This is a genomic window from Methylobacterium sp. D48H, from assembly GCF_053345715.1.
The window spans coordinates 97,931-117,501 of record NZ_JBKFAP010000005.1; the positions used below are offsets into that span (position 1 = coordinate 97,931).

Here is a 19,571-nt window from a genome sequence, read left to right on the forward strand (position 1 = left end):
GCTCCCGGACGCCCCGGTGATCGCGCCGCGATCGCGGCGCCCTCACGCCCCCCCACGGAAAGGACAAGCGATGAAGGTCCTCCTCTGCTCGACGCCCGCCACGGGCCATCTGAATCCCCTCCTCGCCATCGCCCACATGCTGATCGCGGACGGCCACGAGGTCATGGTCCTCTCGGGCTCGGCCTTCCGCGACCGCATCGTGGCGGCCGGCGCCCGCTTCATGGCGCTGCCGGGCGCGGCGGATTTCGACGGCCGTGACCTCCGCGCGGTCGTGCCCGAACTGGCCGAGATCGCGCCGGGACCGGACTGGCTGCGCGTCGCCATGGAGCGCGTGTTCGTCGACCGCATCCCCGACCAGGCGCGCGGCCTGCGCGCGGCGCTCCGGGCCTTCCCGACCTCGCTGGTGATCGGCGACGACATGTTCTTCGGCGCCCTGCCGCTGCTGCTGGGGCCGCGCGCGGAGCGCCCCGCCATCGTCCTGTGCGGCACGTCGATCCTGCACTGCGCGCGGCCCGACCGGGCTCCGGCCTTCCTGGGTCTCCCGCCGGCCGAGACGCCCGAGCAGGAGGCCGCCTACGGCCGCATCGCAGAGGCCTACGAGGCGGCGGTCGACCGGCCGGTCGGGCTGAGCCTCGCCGCCAAGCTGGCGGAACTCGGCCGGGCCGCCCCGCCCTGGCCGCTGTTCGACGCGGTGGTCCGGCTCGCCGACACCTACCTGCAGCTCACCGTCCCCAGTTTCGAGTACCCGTTCCCGCTGCCGCCGACGGTGCGCTTCATCGGGGCGCTGCCGATCGTCCCGGGGCAGGCGGCGCTCCCGCCCTGGGCGAGCGACCTCGACGGCGCGCGCAAGGTCGTGCTGGTCACGCAGGGCACGGTCGCGAACCACGATTTCGGCCTGCTCGTCGGCCCCGCCCTCCGGGCCCTCGCCGATGAGCCCGACATCCTGACCGTGGTGACGGGCGGCGGCCGGGGGCTCGACGCGATCCCCGGCCCGATCCCGGCCAACGCGCGGCTCTCGCCCTACCTGCCCTTCGAGTGGCTGCTGCCCCGGGTCGACGCCATGGTGACCAACGGCGGCTACGGGAGCGTGAACCAGGCCCTGAGCCACGGGATCCCCCTCGTCGCCGCCGGCCTCACCGAGGACAAGGCCGACGTGAACGCCCGCATCGCGTGGTCGGGGGCCGGGATCGACCTCGCCGCGAACGACCCGACGCCGGAGGCGATCCGGAAGGCGGTGCGGACCGTGCTCGACGCGCCCGGCCATCGCCGGGAGGCGCGGCGCCTCGCCGCCGAGTTCGCCGCCTACGACGCAAAGGCCGAGATCCTGCGGCTCCTGTCCAGCCACGGCGGCCGCGCGCGCAGCGCCGCCTGAGCGTCCGCCGCACCCGGCGCGGGACCGTCCCGGGACCGTCCCGGCGGGGACGGCCCCCGCATCCGCGCCCATCACGGCACCCGGTCCGGCGGACCGGGTGCCGTTCGCGTGTCGGGGCGACCATTGGGGCGACTGTCGGGGCGACTGTCAGGGCGACGAGCCCGGACCCGGGTCACGACCGTCCCGGCAACGATCCCGCGCCCGCCCGTCGTTCGCGCCGCATGTCTGCTGTCATTGTTTTCCGATCCGCCGAAATCGCGGTGAAAGATCGGATTTTTACTTCGGACGCTCCACCACGAGGAGCACGAGATCATGATCTCACACCGCACACGGGCCGCCGCAGCCACCGCGCTCGGGACGATGCTGACAGTCCTGGCGGCCCCGACCGCCGCGCCGGCGCAGCCAATCCCGCGCTTCGCGCAGCCCGACGTCCCGAGCGTCGCGGCGATCGCCCGGGCACGCCCGTTCCGGACGGATCTAGACCTCCGCTCCCCCGCCGTGGAGCGGGAGCATTCCCGGGCGCAGCGCATCATCGCCCGCGTCTGCTCGCGCTGCTGATGCCCGCGATGGCGCTGCGGGAGCCCCGCGCGGACACGGCGGACGCCTGTTCCGGGCTCGCTGGCGGTGTCGGGCGACGGGCGCGGGCCGTTCCCCTCCGCCGACACCTCGCCGTCGCGGCGGCGGGGCGCGGCCGGCTCCTCGCCGCGGCGCCGCTGCCGCTGCTCCTGGCGCTCGCGGCCACGACGACGCCCGAGCCCGTCACGGTCGGGCTCGGCGGGCTCGCCCTGGCATGGCTCTCGCTGCGGGTGCAGCGCCTGCGCGGGGCCGCGTGCGCCGCGACGCGGCAGCGGAACAACCTCGCGCGCCTGACCGCGCCGACGGTCGCCCGATGGGTCGCCGAGACGGATCGCGCCGCCCGGCGCCCCGGCTGGGAGCAGGAGGCGACGGTGCTCTTCGCCGACATCCGCGGCTTCACCCGCCTCTGCGAGGGCATGGCGCCCGGCGAGGTCGCGGCGTTCCTCGCTGCGTTCCGGTCCCGCGCCGCGCGGGCGATCGAGGCGGCGGGCGGCTTCGTCGACAAGTTCGTCGGCGACGAGGTGATGGCGGTGTTCGGCGTGCCGGACGCGGCGCCCGGGGATGCCGGTCGCGCCGTCGCGGCGGCCCGCGCGCTCGCGGCCGCGATGGCGACCTGGAGCCGGGAGCGCGGGCAGGCCGGCCTGCCACCGGTGCGGGTCGGCATCGGGCTGCATCGCGGCCCGGTCTTCATCGGCGTCATCGGGGCGGAGCGGGTCGAGTTCACGGCAGTCGGCGACACCGTCAACGTGGCCCGTCGGCTGGAACAGATGACCCGCGCGCTGCCCTGCGACTGCCTCGCCTCCGAGGCGGTCGTCCGGGCGGCGCCGTCCGGCGGGGCGCGGATCGTGGCCGTCGGGCCCGTGCGCGGCACCCGCACCGTCCTGCGCCTGTTCACCCTCCGGCTCGATCCGGCCGGGACGCGTGCGGACCGAACCGACGCCTCCTGAAGACCCGGCGGGGCAGGGGGGCGGCGACCGCGGCCCGTCCCGCCGCCATTCCGGATACCGCCCTCAGGCGCGGGGCCGGTCGGCGAGGTCGTCGAGGTCGACGCGCCGGGTGATCCCCAACGCGTCCAGGAAGGCCGCGTCGTGGCTGACGACGAGGAGCGCGCCGTCATAGGCCGCCAACCCGGCCTCGAGGGCCTCGACCGCGTCCAGGTCGAGGTGGTTGGTCGGCTCGTCGAGGATCAGGAGGGGCGGGGGCGCGCGGTTGCCGAGCACGCAGGCGAGGGCGGTCCGGACCTGCTCGCCGCCGCTCAGCGCCGCGACGGGGCGGTCCGCGGCCGCCGCCCGGAACTGGAACCGCGCCAGCGCCGCCCGGCACCCGTTCGCGTCCTCCTCCGGGTTGAGACGCGCGAAGTTCTCCGCCACGGTCCGGTCGCGATCGAGGAGGTCGAGGCGCTGGTCGAGCAGCGCGGCGCGCACCCCGACCGAGACGCGGCCCGACCACGGGCTGAGGCGGCCGGCGACCAGCGCGAGCAGGGTCGACTTGCCCGAGCCGTTCCTCCCGCAGAGGGTGACGCGCTCCGGACCCGTGACCGCGAGGGACACGTCCCGCAGGACCGGCTGACCCGGCCGGTAGCCGACCGTCACGTCGGTGAGCGCGAGGACGCGCCGGTCGGCGTGGAGCCCGCTCGGCGGGAGCGCGATCGCGGCCGGCTTCACCGCCGCGATCCGGTCCCGGGCCTCCGCCAGATCGGCCTCGGCGCCGGCGCGCTGGCGCTCGGTGAGGCGCGCGCTCCCGCCCGCCGTCCGCTCCGCGTTGTCCCGGCGAGCCCCTGCGAGGATCCGGGGCAGGTCGCCCTTCGCGGAGCGGCGGTGCCCGGCCGCGTCGCGGCGCTGCTGGCGCTCGACGCGCTCCTGCGCCCGGCGGGCGAGGTCCGTCGTCCGCTTCTCGGCGACCGCGAGGTCGTGCTCGGCCGCGGCGAGATGCGTCGCCTTGGCCCGCCGGAAGGCGTCGAAATTGCCCCGGTAGCGGGTCGCCTCCGCCGGCGCGAGGTCCACGATCGCGTCCACCGCGTCGAGCAGGGCCCGGTCGTGGCTGACCACGATCGCGCCGGCGCGCCATCCCTGCAGAAGTTCCAGGACCGCCCGCCGCCCGTCGCGATCGAGGTCGTTGGTCGGCTCGTCGAGGAGCAGGACTTCCGGCGCGGCGAAGATCGCCGCCGCCAGCGCCGCGCGGGCGCGCTGCCCGCCGGAGAGGCGCCAGAGCGGCGTGTCGGGGTCCACCGCCACGCCCATCCGCGCCAGCGCTCCCGTCAGGCGCTCCGCGAGCGTCCAGTCGGCGACGGCGAGCTCGTCGGCCTCCGCCGCACCGCCCTCCGCGCGGCGGAGCAGCGCCAAGCCCGCCGTCGCGCCGAACAGGCCGGCGACGGTCTCGTCGGCGGTCGGGCCCGCGAACTGGCGCAGCAGGGCGACCGTGCCGTCGCGGTGGATGCTGCCGCCCGTCGGCGCGAGGCGGCCGGCCAGGAGGTTCAGGAGCGTGCTCTTGCCGGCGCCGTTGCGGCCGACGATGCCGGTCCGCTCCTGCCCGAAGCTGGCGGTGATGCCGGAGAGGACGGCGCGCCCGTCAGGCGCGGTCCACGCGAGGTTCAGGAGGGAGAGCTGTGCTGGCATGCGGAGAGACGGTCCTGGCGGCAAGGCGTGGCGGCGTTGCAGTCAGGGTCAGTCTCATCGGCGTCTCGGCTCCGGCGGGGGGCCTCCGTAGCGCCGGTCGCGGCCTCTCGCAACGCCGCGGCCGTCGCTTTTTGCGGCGGGATGTCACAAACCGGGATGCTGCATCGTCCTGTCACCGACCGGGACGCCGGAGCGGCAGGGTGCCCCTCGGCCCGGTCCGCGCGGGAGACAGACGTCATGAAGATCGTGGTGATCGGCGGCAGCGGGTTGATCGGCCGGCATCTGACGGCCGAGCTGAAGCGCGCGGGCCATGAGGCCGTCCCCGCCTCCCCGAGCACGGGCGTCGACGCCGTGACCGGCGCCGGCTTGGCCCAGGTTCTCGTCGGCGCCGACACCGTGGTCGATGTGGCGAATGCGCCCTCCTTCGAGGAGGCGGCGGTGCGCGACTTCTTCGAGCGCTCGAGCCGCAACCTCCTCGCCGCCGGCCGGCAGGCGGGCGTCAAGCACCACGTCGGCCTCTCGATCGTCGGCGCGGACCGCGCGGACGGCAACGGCTACTTCCGGGCGAAGGTCGCGCAGGAGCGGCTGATCGCGGCGTCGGGCCATCCCTACACCATCGTCCGCGCCACCCAGTTCTTCGAGTTCGTCGCGACGATCGCCGAAGCCTTCGCGGTCGGGGACCGGATCCTCGTGCCGGACGCGGATTTCCAGCCCGTCGCGGCGGCGGACGTGGCCGCGGCGCTCGCCGCGGTGGCCGTCGGCGCGCCCGCCGACGGGAAGATCGACGTCGCGGGGCCGGAGCGGCTGCCGTTCCGGGCGTTCATCGCCCGGCGCGTGGCCGCCGCCGGCGACGGCCGCGCGGTGACGGTCGACGCCGCGGCCCGCTACTTCGGTGCCGCGCTGGCGCGAGGCTCCCTGGTCCCCGACGACGCGGCCGCGGCCCGCCTCGGGGATACGCGCTTCGAGACCTGGCTCGCGACGGCATGACGGGACCCGACCTTCCCCGCGGGCGGGCTCCGCCCCGACGCGATCAGGCCTCCGGTCCGGTCATGCCGCCGGGGCGCGGGGACGGGACCGCCGCCTTCGAGGCCCACCGTCCCCGGCTCCTGCGCATCGCCTACCGCATGCTCGGCTCGCGCAGCGAGGCCGAGGACGTCGTGCAGGACGCGTGGCTGCGCTGGGTCGCGGCCGACCGGAGCGGGGTCGCGGCGCCCGACCGGTTCCTCGCGCGCATCGTGACGCGGCTCTGCCTCGACCAGATCAAGTCGGCGCGCGCGCGCCGGGAGAGCTATGTCGGCCCCTGGCTGCCGGAACCGCTGATCGAGCCGCTGGTCGAGCCGGGGGCGGACGGCGTGGACGAGGACGACCTCACGCTGACGCTGATGCTCGCGCTCGAGCGGCTGTCTCCCTTGGAACGCGCGGCCTTCCTGCTCCACGACGTGTTCGGCCTGCCGCTCGGCGACGTCGCGGAGACGCTCGGGCGAACGGCGCCGGCCGTGCGCCAGCTCGCGGCGCGCGCGCGCCGGAACGTCCGGGCCGCGCGCCCGCGCTTTCCCGTGACCCGCGACGAGGGCGAGCGCGTCGCCCGGGCGTTCTTCGAGGCCTCCGCGAGCGGCGATGTCGCGGGGCTGCGGACGCTGCTCGCCGACCGCGTGACGCTCGCCTCGGACGGGGGCGGCAGGGTGCTCGCCTTCGTCAACCCGATCCGGGGGCTCGAGCGCCTGCTCCGGCTCTACGCGGGCGCGCGGCGCAAGTGGGGCGACGGCCGGGCGGCGCTGGTCGGGTTCGTGTGGATCGACGGGCTTCCGGGCTATGTCACCCGCGAGCGCGGCGGCCTCCTGCAGACGACGGCCCTCGCGATCGAGAACGGCCGGATCGACGCCATCTACATCACGCGCAACCCCGACAAGCTCCGCCACGTCGCGCGCGCCGTCGCGGCCGGCCCGGGACCCGGCGACGCGGGCGGGCCTGCGGCGCGCCGATCTTGACGATCCGCCCCGCGGCGCGGCTTGCATGGCGCGCGGCGGGCCCTCGCGGCGCCGCTGGTGAAACGACCCACGCGGATTGATCAACTATGCCGGCGCGCCCGCTCGTCCTGTTTCCCGATCCCCGCTTGACGCGCCCGGCCGAACCGGTCGACGCGTTCGACGCGGCCCTGCGGGCCCTCGCCGACGACGTCCGGGACACGCTCATGGCCGAGAGCGCCATCGGCCTGACGGCCCCGCATATCGGCGTCCCCGCGCGCCTCGTGGTGGTGCGGATGTCGCCGGACGAGAGCGCCCGCGTCTACGTGAACCCCGTCGTGTCCTGGGCGTCCCCCGACACGGAGGCCCACGACGAGGGCAGCGTCAGCATGCCGGGGGTGCGCGAGCGGGTCACCCGGGCCGCCCGCATCCGCCTGAGCTACCGCGACCTCGACGGGTCCGCCCACGAGGAGGAGACCGAGGGCTTCCCGGCCGCGGTCCTCCAGCACGAGATCGACCAGCTCGACGGCGTGTTCTGGATCGCCCGCCTGTCGCGCCTGAAGCGCGAGCGACTGCTGAAGCGGTTCGGGAAGGGCCGGCCCGCCTGATCCGGTCGGGGCTCGCGGTGGGCGTCGGCACCCCGCCGCGGCGCGCTGGCAGAGCCGGCACGGGGCGGGCTACCATGGGCGCGACCTCGCCGACCCTCCGGGCTCGCCTCCTCTGAACGGACCCTGCGCATGCATCCTGCCGTCGCCGCCGCCAACGCGTTCAGGGCGGTTCATGACGCCGGTCAGGTCCCGGACTACGAGCGCATCCTGCGGCAGGGCTACAGCCGCTTCCTCGCTCCGGGGGATGTCGTCGTCGACGTCGGCGCCCATACCGGGCTCCACCTCGTCGCGTTCGTCGACATCGTCGGCCCGACCGGCAAGGTCCACGCCTTCGAGCCGATCCCGTTCCTGATGGAGGATCTGGTGGGGCGTTTCGGCCGACGACCCGAGGTCGAGCTGCACGACGTCGCCCTCTCCGACGCGGCGGGGCGCACCGATTTCACGGTCGCGAGCGTGCCCGGCGAGAGCGGGCTCCTCGCCCGCTACTTCAGCAGTCCCGCCATCACGTCCAAGACCATCAAGGTCAGGACGGAGAGGCTCGATACCGCCCTCAGTCACGTCCCCGCGGTGGCCTACATCAAGATGGACATCGAGGGCGGGGAGTTGAACGCTCTGAGCGGCGCGGCCCAGCTCCTCCGGCGATGCCGCCCGATCGTCAGCGTGGAGTACGGCTGGGCCGGCTACTCCGCCTACGGGCACGCGCAGGATTCCCTCTACCGGTTCGCCGAGAGCCACGGCTACATCTGCGCGGACATCACCGGAAACCTGATCGACGATGCGAGCACGTGGCTCGCGGTCAGCGACTACGTGACGTGGGATTTCTTCCTCGTCCCGCAGGAGCGTCGAGCCGACTGGGCCGCCCTGTTCGCGCGCCGCCCGGAGCCCGGACCCGCGTGATCCGGACCCGCGTGCTATGGACCCGGGCGGAACGGCGCGGCCGGACCGTCCGCGCGGCGGAACAACGGCTCCGCATGGTGCGTTGCACGCTCCCACCTCTAGGCCGTCCGGCGCGGCCAGCCACCCACCGTGCCCAGTCCCGAAGGTCCACCAGGATCGCGCGCAGGGTATCTCAGATCAACCCGCGTGAAGGGTCGTGACCGTGCCGAACTCGCGGCAGCCGTTTCAATCCTCGTCCGCCGCCAGCGCGCCGCTGGCGAGCCTGCGGCGTGGGTCGGGCCAGCTCTTCGAGAGCGAGCGTCGCCTCAACGCGGTCCTCGACAACGCCTCGGTGTCCATCTTCCTGATGGATGACCGCCAGCACTGCATCTACATGAACCGCGCCGCCGAGCAGTTGACCGGCTGGACGCTGCGGGAAGTCCTCGCCCGCGATTGCCCGCTGCACGACATCGTCCACCACACCTACCCGGACGGAAGGCCCTTCCCGCTGGAGGAGTGCGCGATCGACCGCGCCTTCCCGGAGAACAATCAGGAGCGCGGCGAGGAGGTGTTCGTGCACAGGGACGGGCACTTCTTCCCCGTGGCGTTCACTGCCAGCCCGATCCGCGACGACGCGACCAACATCATCGGGACGATCATCGAGGTCCGCGACATCAGCGAGGAGAAGGCGGCCGCCGAGCGCCAACGCCTGCTGATCAACGAGCTCAATCACCGGGTGAAGAACACTCTCGCCACGGTGCAGTCGATCGCCGCGCAGACCTTCCGCGGGCAGACGGACCAGACGACGCGCGCCGTCTTCGACGCCCGGATGGCGGCCCTGTCCAACGCCCACAACGTGCTGGTCGAGGACAATTGGGAGAGCGCCAGCCTGCGCGGCGTGGTCGAGCGCGCGCTCGCCCCCCACCTTTTGGCAGAGGTCGATGCCGGCCGCTTCCGGTTACAAGGGCCGGACGCGCGACTGCACCCTAAGGTGGCAGTGACGCTGGCAATGGCCCTCCACGAGTTGATGACCAACGCGGCGAAGTACGGCGCCCTGTCGACGCCCGAGGGCGGGGTCGCGGTGACCTGGTCCCTTCACGATCGCGATGACGGCCGTCAGCAGCTCGACCTGCTCTGGGAGGAGCGGGGTGGCCCGCCAGTCACGCCCCCGACCCGGAAGGGGTTCGGCTCGCGGCTCATCGAGCGGCAATTGCCGCTGGAGTTCGACGGCAGCGCGGCGATCACCTTCGCGCCGGCGGGCGCGACCTGCCAGATGCGGATCCCGCTGACCCGGCTCGGCTGGATCGGCCAGGAGGCGGTCGAAGGGCCGCGCGCGCCATGACGCCGCTCGCCGGACGCCGGGTCCTGCTGGTCGAGGACGAGAGCCTCGTCGCCATGCTCGCCGAGGACATGCTGCTCGACCTGGGCTGCGAGGTCGTGGTGGCGATGCGCCTCGAGCAGGCCCTGGCCCATGCCCGGACCGAGGCGTTCGATCTGGCGGTGCTCGACGTGAATCTCGGCGAGGCGCGCAGCTACCCGGTCGCCGACCTGCTGCTGGCGCGCGATACGCCGTTCCTGTTCGCCACCGGGTACGGGCAGCACGGCCTGGACGCCGCCTATCAGGCGGTTCCGGTGCTCCAGAAGCCCTATCAGGCGGCGCCGCTCGAGCATCTTCTGCTGGGCCTGTTGAGCCGTGAGGGGCCGTACCGCACGGGCCCGACCGGTGTGCCACCCGCCTGCCGCTGTCGGGCGTCCGAGCCCGCCCACGGGCAGTTCCGCGCCGATCCGATCCGCTGAGGCGCCCGGGCCGGCGCGGGACCGGAGCGACCGAGTACGGCGCCGACCGGCGCGGAAGGGCACCACCGTGATCGATCTCAACACGGCGACGGCCGAGGAGCTGGACAGCGTTCCGGCACTCAAGGGCCACGGCTTCGAGATCGTGCGCTGCCGGGAGGAGCGCGGCCGGTTCACCAGCCTGCGGCAGCTCGACGAGGTGCCGGGCCTCAGCGGCAAGACCGACGGTGTCGCCGATCAGGTCACGATCGCGGACAGTCCTTAGCGCCGGTCCCGACCGGTCCGGCGCGGATCTCGGTCAGGCCCGAGATCCGTCGGGAGAGGTCTGCTCTCGCGGAGCGCCCGGTCGGGGATCAGGTCCGTCCGGACGAGGCACATCCGGACCCAGCGGCTCCACCACGCGCTCCACCTCGAAGCGTCCTGCCGCTCCCCAACGCCCTCCCGCACGGGGGTGGGGGCACGGCGCGGCTGACATGCTTTCGCCGCCTGTCCGTGTGATGGGCTGCGCGAGCGGCGTGAAAGCCGCGCGGGTCGACGACGCCCGCGCAAGCCCGAGCTTCGAGAAGCAACGATGGACATGCAGGTCGAGAAAGCCCAGGGCCGGCCTCTGAAAGGCATCGACCGGAACAAGGTCATCGCGCAGTCGCTGCGGCAGTTCGCGCGCCTCCCGGGCCTGCCCGACACCAAGAAGGGCGTGCGCTCGTACCAGAGCCACGTCAAAAGCGACCCCTGGCTGCCGCTCCTGTTCGTCGTCTGCTTCGTCCTGCCGACCCTGGCCGCCGGGATCTACTACGGGCTGATCGCCTCCGACCGCTACGTCACCGAGGCGCGGTTCGCGATCCGGCCGACCATCGGCACCGCCGACAAGGCGACGCCCGACACGGTCGGCACGAATGCCGGTGTGATCAAGGCGACCGTCGCCCAGGAAACGCTCATCGCGCAGGAATACATCCACAGCCGGCCCATGGTCGAAGCGGTCGCGGCGGAACTCCCGATCCGTGCGTGGTTCGGTCGGGACGACATCGACATGTTCTCCCGCTTCAACCCGGAGAAGCCGGTCGAGAAGTTCCTGCGGTACTGGCGCCGCCGGGTCGACGTCGACGTCGAAACCGCGTCCGGCATCATGTCGCTGACCGTCGAGGCCTTCGATCCCGACGAGTCGCTCGCCATCACCAAGGCGGTCATGACGGATACGGAGCGGATGCTGAACGACCTCAGCCTGCCGTCCCGGAAGGACGCCCTCGACGTGAGCACGCGCGTCCTGAAGCTCGCGGAGGAGCGCGAGGCCAAGGCCAACGCCGCCCTGAACGAGCTGCGCAACCGCGAGGGCGTGCTCGACGTCATCAAGTCGAACACCGCCACCATCAAGTCGGTGTCGGAGTTGCGGGAGACGCGCACCAAGCTCGCCGTCCAGCTGGCGGTGCTCCAGCGGGACCTCGGCCCGCAATCCCGCAGCATCGTCGACCTGAAGCAGCAGATCGGCGATCTCGACGCGAACATCGCGCGGGTCCAGCAGCAGCTGGCCGGCACCGCGCCGACCGAGAAGCGGCGCCTCTCGGACGCGCTCACGCGGTTCGAGGATCTCGAGCACGAGCGCGAGAACGCCGAGAAGTATCACCGCGACGTGCAGCTGGCCTATGACCGGGCCCGCATCGTGGCCCAGCAGCAGGTCGTGGCCCTGGTGCCGATCGTCGAGCCCATCAAGGCCGGATCCTCGACCGAGCCGCGCCGCATCCTGATGACGAGCATCATCACCGCCGGCGCCGCCGTGCTGTTCGCGGCCGCGATGTTCACCCGCCGCATGCTCATGACCTGATCCCGAGCCGGGTCGGCGCGCGGACGCGGTTGGGACAGCCCGCGGCCCGCCGGCAGCGCCGACGAAAAAGCCCGCCGCGGCGAACCGGGCGGGCTGAGGGAGTGCTTGGGAGGAAGCGCAACCGTACGGCGGACCCTGCTGGCATGCCAGATGCCGTATCGCAGGGCAGGTCTGCGAATTCGGGCGGTCTCCCGATGGAATACTTTTCCTGAAGGCCTCAATGGGCCGGGCCGACGGACTCCGGGGCCGCCCGCGACGATCCTAGGCGGCCGCCGCCCGGGACCGCGTCCGCTCCTCGAGGCCGCGGATCGTCGCGGCGAGCAGGTTGTCCAGGGCGTCGCACGCGTCCGCCCGCTCGGCGCAGGCCGCGTTCCGCGCGTCCTCCTCGATGACGCGCAGCCGCGCCACGAGGACGCGCGCGCCGACATTCGCGCTCATCGACTTGAGGCTGTGCGCGGCCCGGGCGATCGCCGGCTGGTCGGAGGCGGCGAGGGCGGCTCTCAGACCGGCGAGCGCCACCGGACCCTGCGCCCGATACAGGTCGAGGACGCGGTCGAGGAAGGCGCCATCTCCGAGGCCGAGCAGCCCGTCGATCACCTCGGCGTCGATGAGGTCGTCGGCGGCGTTCGCGACGGCCGGCGCGGCGAGCGGAGCGACCGGGGCCGGCGTCACGGTATGCGCCGCGGCGGCAGCCGGCGCGACGCGGAGCGCCGGGACCTGCGCCTGCAGAAGGTCGGCGAGCTGCCGCAGCGTGAAGGGCTTCAGGAGCGTCCCGTCCATGCCGGCCGCCGCCGCGGCGTCGGCGGCCTCGCCGAGGACGTGCGCCGTGAGGGCGACGATCGGGACGCGCCCGCCGGTGGCCGCCTCGCGCTGCCGGATCCGCCGCGCGGCCGCGAAGCCGTCCAGGACCGGCATGCTGCCATCCATCAGGATCAGGTCGAAGCGTTGCGTCTCGGCGGCCGCCACCGCCGCGGCCCCGTCCTCGACGGTCACGACATCGGTCACGCCGCAGCGGGCCAGCGCCTCGAGGGCCACCTCGCGGTTGACCGCGCTGTCGTCGGCGACGAGCACCCGCGCGGCCGGGAATCGCGGGAGCGCCTCGTCCGTGCCGGCGGGCGAGGCCGGGGAGGCGGCCGCGGCGAGGGCGTCGCCCGCGGCCAGCGCTGCCAGGACGGGCTGCCACTCCGCCTGGGTCACCGGCCAGCGCAGCACCGTGTCGGCGAGACCGGCGCGGAGCGCCGCGTCGGCCGCGCCGTCGCCCGGTCCCGCGACCGCGAGCACCCGCACGGCCCGGTCCGGCCGGCGGCCCGCCGCCACGAGGGCGGCCGCGTCGCCGATCCAGTGGTCGGCGGCGCTCCCCGGCGCGACCGGCGCGAAGCCGGCCGTGCGCAGGCCGGCCGCGAGGGCGGCGCGGGTGGCGGGGCCGGCCGTGTCCAGCACGATCGCGGCCGGCACCGCGTCGCGGCGCCGGACCGGGCAGGCCGGCTCGGCGACCGTGACGGGGATGCGCGCCGAGAAGGTCGAGCCCGCGCCGACGCGGCTCGTCACCGCCACGGTGCCGCCCATCGCGGCGACGATCTGCTCGGCGATCGAGAGCCCGAGGCCGGTGCCGCCGAACCGGCGGGTCGTCGACTGGTCGGCCTGCGAGAAGGCCGAGAAGATCGTCGCCAGCTTGTCCTGCGGGATGCCGATCCCGGTGTCGGAGACGGCGATCACGAGGCACCCGTCGGCGGCATCGACCGTCATCCGGACGGCGACGTGGCCAGCCTGGGTGAACTTCAGCGCGTTCGACACGAAGTTGCTCAGCACCTGCCCGAGGCGGACCGGGTCGCCGAGGATCGCCCGCGGCACCTCAGGCCCGACCTCGGCCGCGAGGTCGAGCCCGGCCGTCCGGGCCCGCTCGGCGAAGAGCGTTACCGCGGTGTCGGCGAGCTCTGCGGGGCTCACGGGCACGCGCTCGAGCTCGAGCTTGCCCGCCTCGACCTTCGCGAAGTCGAGGATGTCGTTGATGATCGCCAGGAGCGACCGGCCGGACCGGGCGATGACCTCGGCGTAGCGGCGCTGGCGCGCCGGCAGGTCGGACCCGGCCAGCAGCTCGGCCATGACCAGGACGCCGTTCATCGGGGTCCGGATCTCGTGGCTCATCGTGGCCAGGAAGGCCGACTTGGCGGCGTTGGCGGCGTCGGCGGCCTGCTTGGCCTCGCTCAGGTCGGCCGTCCGGGCGCTGACCTCCGCCTCGAGGTGGGCGCTGTGGGCGGCGAGGCGGTGATCGCGCTCGTTCACCGCGGAGAGCAGGTCGTTGAAGGTCCGCGCCAGCGCGCCGACCTCGTCGTCGCCGCCCACGGGCGCGCGCTGCGCGTAGTCGTGGCGCAGGCGGACCGCCTCCATGGTGCGGGCGAGGGCGGCGAGCGGGCGCGTGACGCTGCGCTGCAGGTAGAGCGACACGCCGACGCCGATCGCGACGGCGAGCAGCGCCGCCAGCGCGGCGTTCTGCGCGGCGGCCCAGAGATGGCCGAGGATGTCGTCGGTCTCGCCGATCAGCACGACCCGGCCGACGGGGACCCCGTTCTCCACGATGGGCGCGGTCGCCTGGAGGCTGCGGGTGGCGAGCAGGTGCAGGAGCGACAGGTCCGCGCCGTCCTGGGCGGCGTCCCGGGTCAGGCGCAGGCCGATCCCCTGCTCGGCGAGCACGGACCCGTCCGGACGCTCGATCGCCCCGTAGACGATGGACGGCACCTTGCCGATCGCCCGCAGCGACGCGTCCGCCCCGTCGGCGTCGCCCGCCGCGGTGGCCCGGGCGCCGCCATGCGCGAAGACCTGAGCGACGGCCTCCAGCGCCGCCTGCTTGTCGGCGGCGTAGCGGGCGACCTCGCGCCAGACCGACAGGGCCGCCGCCAGGACGAGCGCCGCCGTGACGGCGCCGGTCACCGCCAGAGCCAGCCGGCCCGCCAGGGAGCGCCTCGGCCTCAGCCACGCGAGATGCACGCTCGGCTCCTTCAGGTGGCCCGGTCGGGCCCGGTCGCGGGGAGGGACGGGGAGGGGCGGTAGGGCGAGGGTACCGGGGAGCGGATCAGGCGGCGGCGCGCAGGCAGGTCCGCGCCACCGCGTCCCAGCCCGCGAGGAACGCCTCGACGCAGCGCGGGTCGAAGTGGCGGCCGGCTTGGTCCGCCACGAAGGCCCGCGCCCGCTCGAGCGGCCAGGCCGCCTTGTAGGGCCGCTCGGTCACCAGGGCGTCGAACACGTCCGCCACAGCCACGATGCGGCCCGAGAGTGGGATCCCCTCGCCGCGCAGGCCCTTCGGGTAGCCGGTGCCGTCCCAGCGCTCGTGGTGGCTCTCGGCGATCTCGGCGGCGAGCCGCACGACGTCGGAGGTGCTGCCCTCCAGGATCCGCCGGCCGCGCTCGGCGTGCTTCTCCATCTCGGCGCGCTCCTCGGCGGAGAGCGGTCCGGGCTTGAGCAGGATCGCGTCGGGCACGCCGATCTTGCCGACGTCGTGCATCGTGGAGGCGAGCTTCAGGATCCGGATCTCCTCCGGGCCGAAGCCGAGGTTCCGGGCGATGACGCCCACGTAGCCGGCCACCCGGGCGATGTGGTCGCCGGTATCGGTGTCGCGGTGCTCGGCGGCCCGCATCAGCAGGGCGATGATCTCGCGCTCCCGCGCCTCGATGACGGCGACCGCCGCCGCGACCTCGCGGGCGAGCCACGCGGCCCGGTCCTGCTCCTGCCGGTGGGCCGCGCTGATCTTCATCAGGTTGGTGATGCGGGCCTGGATCTCCACGGGATCGCAGGGCTTGCCGAGGAAGTCGGTCGCGCCGGCGCGCAGGGCCTCGTGGCGCAGGCTGCGCTGGTCGAGGCTCGTCACCATCACGATCGGCACGTGCGCGAAGCCTGGGACCGCCCGCGCCGCCGCGATCACCTCGAGGCCCGTCAGGCCGGGCATGTCGTAGTCGGTGACGACGACCCCGATCCGGTCGACATGCGCCCGCAGGAAGTCGAGCGCCGTCACGGGGCACGTGAAGGCGACCGGCTCGCAGTCGGCCACGGGCTTGAGCGCCTGCATGATCAGCAGGTTGTTCATCTCGGAATCGTCGAGGATCAGCGCGAGCACCGTGTCACTCCCAGGCGACGAGTAGTCGACGCAGGATCCGCATCGCGTCCTCCCTACTGGGACAGCAGCAGCTTGCCCGAGAGGGGTCCGACCCCCTTCGGCACCGGCACGCTGGTCCCGTCGTAATTCGCGTTCAGATAGAGGTTCGGGCCCTGGTACAGGTTGACCTGCTGGGCCACGATCACCGTGTAGGCCGACTGGTCGGCGACGGGCTTGTCGGCGTCGATCACCACGCGGCCGGCCGGCAGGTAGAGCGTCCCCAGCATGGTCCGCGCGTTGTCGCTGATGATGCGGTAGGTCCGCATGGGCTTGGTCGCGGCCAGCGGCGGCGGGGTCGGCGGCGGTGGCGGCGGCGCAGGCAGCAGCGGCGTGACGATCTGGTCCACCAGGCCGGCGAGGATCGCCGCGGGGTCGACGGGATCGCTGACCGTGCGCTCTTCCATCATCAGCAGGCCGGCCATGGGGCCGGTGGTCGGCGCCGACAGGCTGATCGTGGTCTTCTTGTCGAAGAGCAGACCGCCCTTGTTGCCGGTGAAGTAGAAGGCGACGTCGGTCCCCGTCATGGCGGCATTCTTGTCGACGATGAGCGGGCCGTCCTTCATCACGTAGATGCCGGCGCGCAGCGTCACGGAGGCGTTCTTGGTGATGTACAGGCCGCCGCAATAGGTGCCCGGATCGAGGGTGACGCTCTGGTCGACGAGGTTGCCGGAGGTGGCGCGCTTGCTGTTCGCCGAGGACGGGATCGCCGTGCACGCGCCGACCGGCGGCGCTGCCCGGTCCTTCAGGGGGTCCTGGATCGGCGGGCAACCCGTCTGCGGCGGCGGCGCGAAGTTCGCGCGGGCGCCGTCGAAGCCGCCCGCCGTGCAGATCGTCTGCGCCCGGGCATAGGCGCTGTCCTTGCCGACCATGCCGCGCGGGCTCTGCGAGTTGCTGTAGAGCGAGCAATCCTGGGCGGTCACCTCGGCGCTCTTCTCCAGCTCGAACGCGCCGGCGGCGAGCGGGTCCAGCGTCAGGAGGCACAGGCGCATCTTGCCGACGACGCGGACCGTCGAGCGGACCGAGACCTTGACGGTGGGCACCCCGACGAAGCCGCCGAAAGCGAGCTTGACGGTCTCGTCGACCGTCGTGGCGACGCTGGTCTTGTCGTCCGCCACGTCGACCCGGAGGGCGTAGGGACTCTCCGGCCGCGGCGCCGCCTGGGCGTGGACCGTGTCGACCACGATGCTCTTGGCCGCCGCCGAGGTCGAGACGGCGAGCTTGAGGTAGTTGCCGGCCGCGAGGACACCGGCATCGGCCGCGTTCTGGAGCTGGCTGCGCCGCGAGGCGAGGCGGGCGTAATCGATGCCGCCCCCGGTCAGGCCGAGCAGCACCACGGCGCTCAGGCCGAAGGTCAGGGCGACCGAGCCGGACCGGTCCGTCAGGGCCCGCGGGCCGGCGCGGAGCACTCTCCAGAACAGGGAAATGGACGCGTCTCCCAGGGCGGGACCGATCGGCGGCTGCGGCGGCACCGGCCACCGAACCGTTGGCCTAAGGCACAGCTCCTAAAAATCCGTGGCGTCCGAGCACCGCGAAGCTATCGCCACGCGATAGAGCCGCCTTTAGCTGTGAACAACTTCTATATGCGGCCGCACAACGCCCGGCACCGTCTCGACGACTGATCGCCTCACCGGCCTGCCGCCGAATGAACACAACAGCACACAACCTCAGGGTGAATTTGCGTCCTCATCACAGATCGCGGCCGCAAAATCTTGCTGAACCCGCAATTTCTACCCAGATTTGAACCGTTTTTAAACGGCCTCATCATAGGGTTATTTCTGTCCGCGCCTCTACGGCCGGACGGCGGCAGGCACGGACCTGCAGAGTTCGTTTGGCATGATGGGCATCTTTCGGCGCGTCGCGACCGTCCGCCGTCCGGGCGGGACCGAGGGCCGCGCCGGCACGGCCGGACGCGTCCGACGGTTCGCCGGCCACCGGACCGGCGCCTCAGCGGTAGAGTTCGCGCTCCTGGCCGCGCCGTTCCTGGCTCTCCTGGGCGTCGTGGCTGAATCCGGCGTCATCGCCATCGAGCAGCAGACGCTGGATATCGCGGTCGACCGGAGCGTCCGGCAGCTGCGAACCGGCACCTTCCAGGACGGCTCCGACGGCAGCGATCCGAGCGAGCGCCTCCGCAGGATCGTCTGCACCGGCCCCTCGGCGCTGTTCCCCTGCGCCGACCTGCGCCTCGACGTCTCCCGGACGCCCTCGTTCTCGACCTCGCAGCCGGCGGAGCCGTTCGACAAGACCACGAAGACCTGGACGCCGGGCTTCGGCCAGCGCTTCGAGTGCCCGCAGGGCGGCGACACCGTCACGGTCCGGGTCGCCGTGCCGGTGATGCGGCTGTTCCAGATGCTCGATTTCACCGGCCGGATCATGGCCGACAAGACTCAGCTGCTGGTCACGACCGAGATCTTCCGGGCCGAGGATTACGAGCCCAAGCCGTGCTGAGCGGTCGCCTGCGCGCCCGCCTGATCCGCCTGATCGGCGACCGGGAGGGCGTGAGCGCGATCGAGTTCAGCGTGATCGCCCCGATCCTGCTGCTGATCCTGATGGGGTCGATCGAGCTGCCCCGCGCCTACATGATCGGGAAGCGGCTCGACAACGCGGCGGCCACGATGGCGGACCTAATCTCGCGCGGCAGCTACGCCGATCTCAAGCCGGTCTTCGCCGCGACGAGCGCCATCTCCAACCCCTACGACGTGAGCCGGGCGAGCATCGTGCTGACGGCGGCGGGCACCTACAGCGACGGCAGCTCGGCGGCGACCAAGGTCTGCTCGAGCGCCGAGTCCAACGGACAGGCCCGCACGGCGGGCTCCTCGCTCGGCGCACCGCCCGCCGGGATGACCCGGAACGGCGACCGCTTCGTCGTGTCGGAAGTCACGATGACCTACCACCCGATCTTCCCGGTCCTCTCGAACCTGACGCGGTGGACCTTCCGGTACAAGAAGATCTGGCCGGTGCGCGGCGGCGAGATCTACAACGGGCAGAGCGAGGTGGTTCTGCCGGGGGGAAAACCCTGCCCGGCCTGACGGCTAGGCTGACGCTTCGTACCGGGCCGGCGCTGCGGCCGGCGCCACCGGATGGCCCGATGACGCCGGATCGCGGACACGCCCCGCCTCAGCGGGCCGGGACCGCGGTGGCGACGACCCGGCGCGAGGCCGGGCTCGCCGGGACGAGACGCGGCGTCGTGGCCAGCTCGGAGGCGGGCCGAACGGCGGCCGTGGGACGCGCCTGCTCGCGATAGAGCGGCGGGGTCAGCGCGATGCTCTCGTCGGCGCGGGCGGCCCCGATCATCGGAACGGCAGCGAGGGCGGCGAGAACGATGGTGCGAACGGTCATGATCAGAAATCCTCTCGTTGTCCGGGGCGTGCCCGGCTTCGAGGGGATATCTACGCTGCAGAGCAACATGATCCAAACAGATGCGATCGATTTCTATTATCGATCTTGTCAATGATGGATCGCCGGTGAAACTGCCGGTCGGCGCCGCCGTCTGCCTGGCTCGCATTCTGCATCCCCGGCCCGCCGAGCGGCCGGCGCGGAGTGGAGGCGTTGCTGGACTCGGACCGTGACCGGGTCGTCCTATGACGGACGGCCCCAGCGGACGGGCCGAGTTAATGAAAAATCAAAACTCCCCCCCGAATGTCGGGCACGCGGTCGAAAATCTTCGAAATGTCAGAGGTTTAGCGCGTAAAATTTTATCTGTTCGCGCGGAAGGAGACGGCCCGTTGCTGGTTGCGGCCCTGCTTTTCGCGGTGGGCATATGGGAGGGCTGGCGGTATCGGGCATCGGTTCTGATCGCCAGCTCG

The 19,571-nt window shown here is 73.1% G+C and carries 18 protein-coding genes; 13 read left to right on the forward strand and 5 right to left on the reverse strand.

Features of this window, described 5'->3' with window-relative positions; translation table 11 throughout:
• Positions 1 to 70: 70 nt before the first annotated feature.
• The 3 genes from ACLBX8_RS12250 to ACLBX8_RS12260 all read left to right on the forward strand — a co-directional run bounded on the left by ACLBX8_RS12250 (position 71) and on the right by ACLBX8_RS12260 (position 2,895).
• On the forward strand, positions 71 to 1,372 hold the full coding sequence (locus ACLBX8_RS12250; protein ID WP_447699156.1) for a glycosyltransferase: 1,302 nt from the start codon (positions 71 to 73) through the stop codon (positions 1,370 to 1,372).
• Positions 1,373 to 1,684: 312 nt separating this feature from the next.
• Positions 1,685 to 1,930 carry a hypothetical protein gene (locus ACLBX8_RS12255; protein WP_042669809.1) on the forward strand — a complete coding sequence of 82 codons (246 nt, stop codon included), beginning with the start codon at positions 1,685 to 1,687 and terminating at the stop codon, positions 1,928 to 1,930.
• 8 nt (positions 1,931 to 1,938) lie between these two features.
• Complete coding sequence (locus ACLBX8_RS12260) at positions 1,939 to 2,895, forward strand: adenylate/guanylate cyclase domain-containing protein (RefSeq protein WP_447699155.1); 957 nt, start codon at positions 1,939 to 1,941, stop codon at positions 2,893 to 2,895.
• A gap of 63 nt (positions 2,896 to 2,958) precedes the next feature.
• Here the strand turns inward: ACLBX8_RS12260 and ACLBX8_RS12265 are convergent, their stop codons facing one another.
• Positions 2,959 to 4,563 (reverse strand): ATP-binding cassette domain-containing protein, encoded by a 1,605-nt coding sequence (locus ACLBX8_RS12265; RefSeq protein WP_447699154.1) that lies wholly within the window; start codon positions 4,561 to 4,563, stop codon positions 2,959 to 2,961.
• A gap of 237 nt (positions 4,564 to 4,800) precedes the next feature.
• Between ACLBX8_RS12265 and ACLBX8_RS12270 the strand changes: the two genes are divergently transcribed.
• The 8 genes from ACLBX8_RS12270 (at position 4,801) to ACLBX8_RS12305 (ending at position 11,621) form a co-directional block, all read left to right on the forward strand.
• A complete protein-coding gene (locus ACLBX8_RS12270; RefSeq protein ID WP_447699153.1) occupies positions 4,801 to 5,550 on the forward strand; it encodes an SDR family oxidoreductase in 750 nt (249 codons plus the stop codon).
• Positions 5,551 to 5,612: 62 nt separating this feature from the next.
• On the forward strand, positions 5,613 to 6,551 hold the full coding sequence (locus ACLBX8_RS12275; RefSeq protein ID WP_447715230.1) for a sigma-70 family RNA polymerase sigma factor: 939 nt from the start codon (positions 5,613 to 5,615) through the stop codon (positions 6,549 to 6,551).
• An 86-nt stretch (positions 6,552 to 6,637) separates the two neighbouring features.
• Positions 6,638 to 7,135 carry a peptide deformylase gene (locus ACLBX8_RS12280; protein ID WP_447715231.1) on the forward strand — a complete coding sequence of 166 codons (498 nt, stop codon included), beginning with the start codon at positions 6,638 to 6,640 and terminating at the stop codon, positions 7,133 to 7,135.
• 129 nt (positions 7,136 to 7,264) lie between these two features.
• Positions 7,265 to 8,032: an FkbM family methyltransferase gene (locus ACLBX8_RS12285; RefSeq protein ID WP_447715232.1), complete on the forward strand. Its 768-nt coding sequence runs from the start codon at positions 7,265 to 7,267 to the stop codon at positions 8,030 to 8,032.
• A 202-nt stretch (positions 8,033 to 8,234) separates the two neighbouring features.
• Positions 8,235 to 9,353, forward strand: coding sequence for a sensor histidine kinase (locus tag ACLBX8_RS12290; RefSeq protein WP_091680433.1), 1,119 nt, complete (start codon positions 8,235 to 8,237; stop codon positions 9,351 to 9,353).
• A complete protein-coding gene (locus ACLBX8_RS12295; RefSeq protein ID WP_447715233.1) occupies positions 9,350 to 9,808 on the forward strand; it encodes a response regulator in 459 nt (152 codons plus the stop codon). Before ACLBX8_RS12290 ends, ACLBX8_RS12295 begins: the two co-directional genes overlap by 4 nt.
• Before the next feature lie 67 nt (positions 9,809 to 9,875).
• A complete protein-coding gene (locus ACLBX8_RS12300; protein ID WP_447715234.1) occupies positions 9,876 to 10,070 on the forward strand; it encodes a helix-hairpin-helix domain-containing protein in 195 nt (64 codons plus the stop codon).
• Between the two features lie 306 nt (positions 10,071 to 10,376).
• Entirely contained in the window at positions 10,377 to 11,621 is a 1,245-nt protein-coding gene (locus ACLBX8_RS12305) for a capsule biosynthesis protein (protein WP_447715235.1), read from the forward strand.
• 261 nt (positions 11,622 to 11,882) lie between these two features.
• On the opposite strand, the gene ACLBX8_RS12310 is transcribed toward ACLBX8_RS12305, so the two are convergent.
• The 3 genes from ACLBX8_RS12310 to ACLBX8_RS12320 form a co-directional block, all read right to left on the reverse strand.
• Positions 11,883 to 14,606, reverse strand: coding sequence for an ATP-binding protein (locus ACLBX8_RS12310; protein ID WP_447715236.1), 2,724 nt, complete (start codon positions 14,604 to 14,606; stop codon positions 11,883 to 11,885).
• Positions 14,607 to 14,691: 85 nt separating this feature from the next.
• Positions 14,692 to 15,729: an HD-GYP domain-containing protein gene (locus ACLBX8_RS12315; protein WP_020092209.1), complete on the reverse strand. Its 1,038-nt coding sequence runs from the start codon at positions 15,727 to 15,729 to the stop codon at positions 14,692 to 14,694.
• 53 nt (positions 15,730 to 15,782) lie between these two features.
• Entirely contained in the window at positions 15,783 to 17,174 is a 1,392-nt protein-coding gene (locus ACLBX8_RS12320; RefSeq protein WP_447699147.1) for a TadE/TadG family type IV pilus assembly protein, read from the reverse strand.
• Between the two features lie 427 nt (positions 17,175 to 17,601).
• On the opposite strand from ACLBX8_RS12320, the gene ACLBX8_RS12325 reads away from it, so the two are divergent.
• Entirely contained in the window at positions 17,602 to 18,213 is a 612-nt protein-coding gene (locus ACLBX8_RS12325) for a TadE/TadG family type IV pilus assembly protein (RefSeq protein ID WP_091680321.1), read from the forward strand.
• On the forward strand, positions 18,207 to 18,794 hold the full coding sequence (locus ACLBX8_RS12330) for a TadE/TadG family type IV pilus assembly protein (RefSeq protein WP_056532499.1): 588 nt from the start codon (positions 18,207 to 18,209) through the stop codon (positions 18,792 to 18,794). The genes ACLBX8_RS12325 and ACLBX8_RS12330 overlap by 7 nt, the downstream gene beginning before the upstream one ends.
• Before the next feature lie 88 nt (positions 18,795 to 18,882).
• On the opposite strand, the gene ACLBX8_RS12335 is transcribed toward ACLBX8_RS12330, so the two are convergent.
• Complete coding sequence (locus tag ACLBX8_RS12335) at positions 18,883 to 19,104, reverse strand: hypothetical protein (RefSeq protein WP_020092213.1); 222 nt, start codon at positions 19,102 to 19,104, stop codon at positions 18,883 to 18,885.
• Between the last annotated feature and the right edge of the window lie 467 nt (positions 19,105 to 19,571).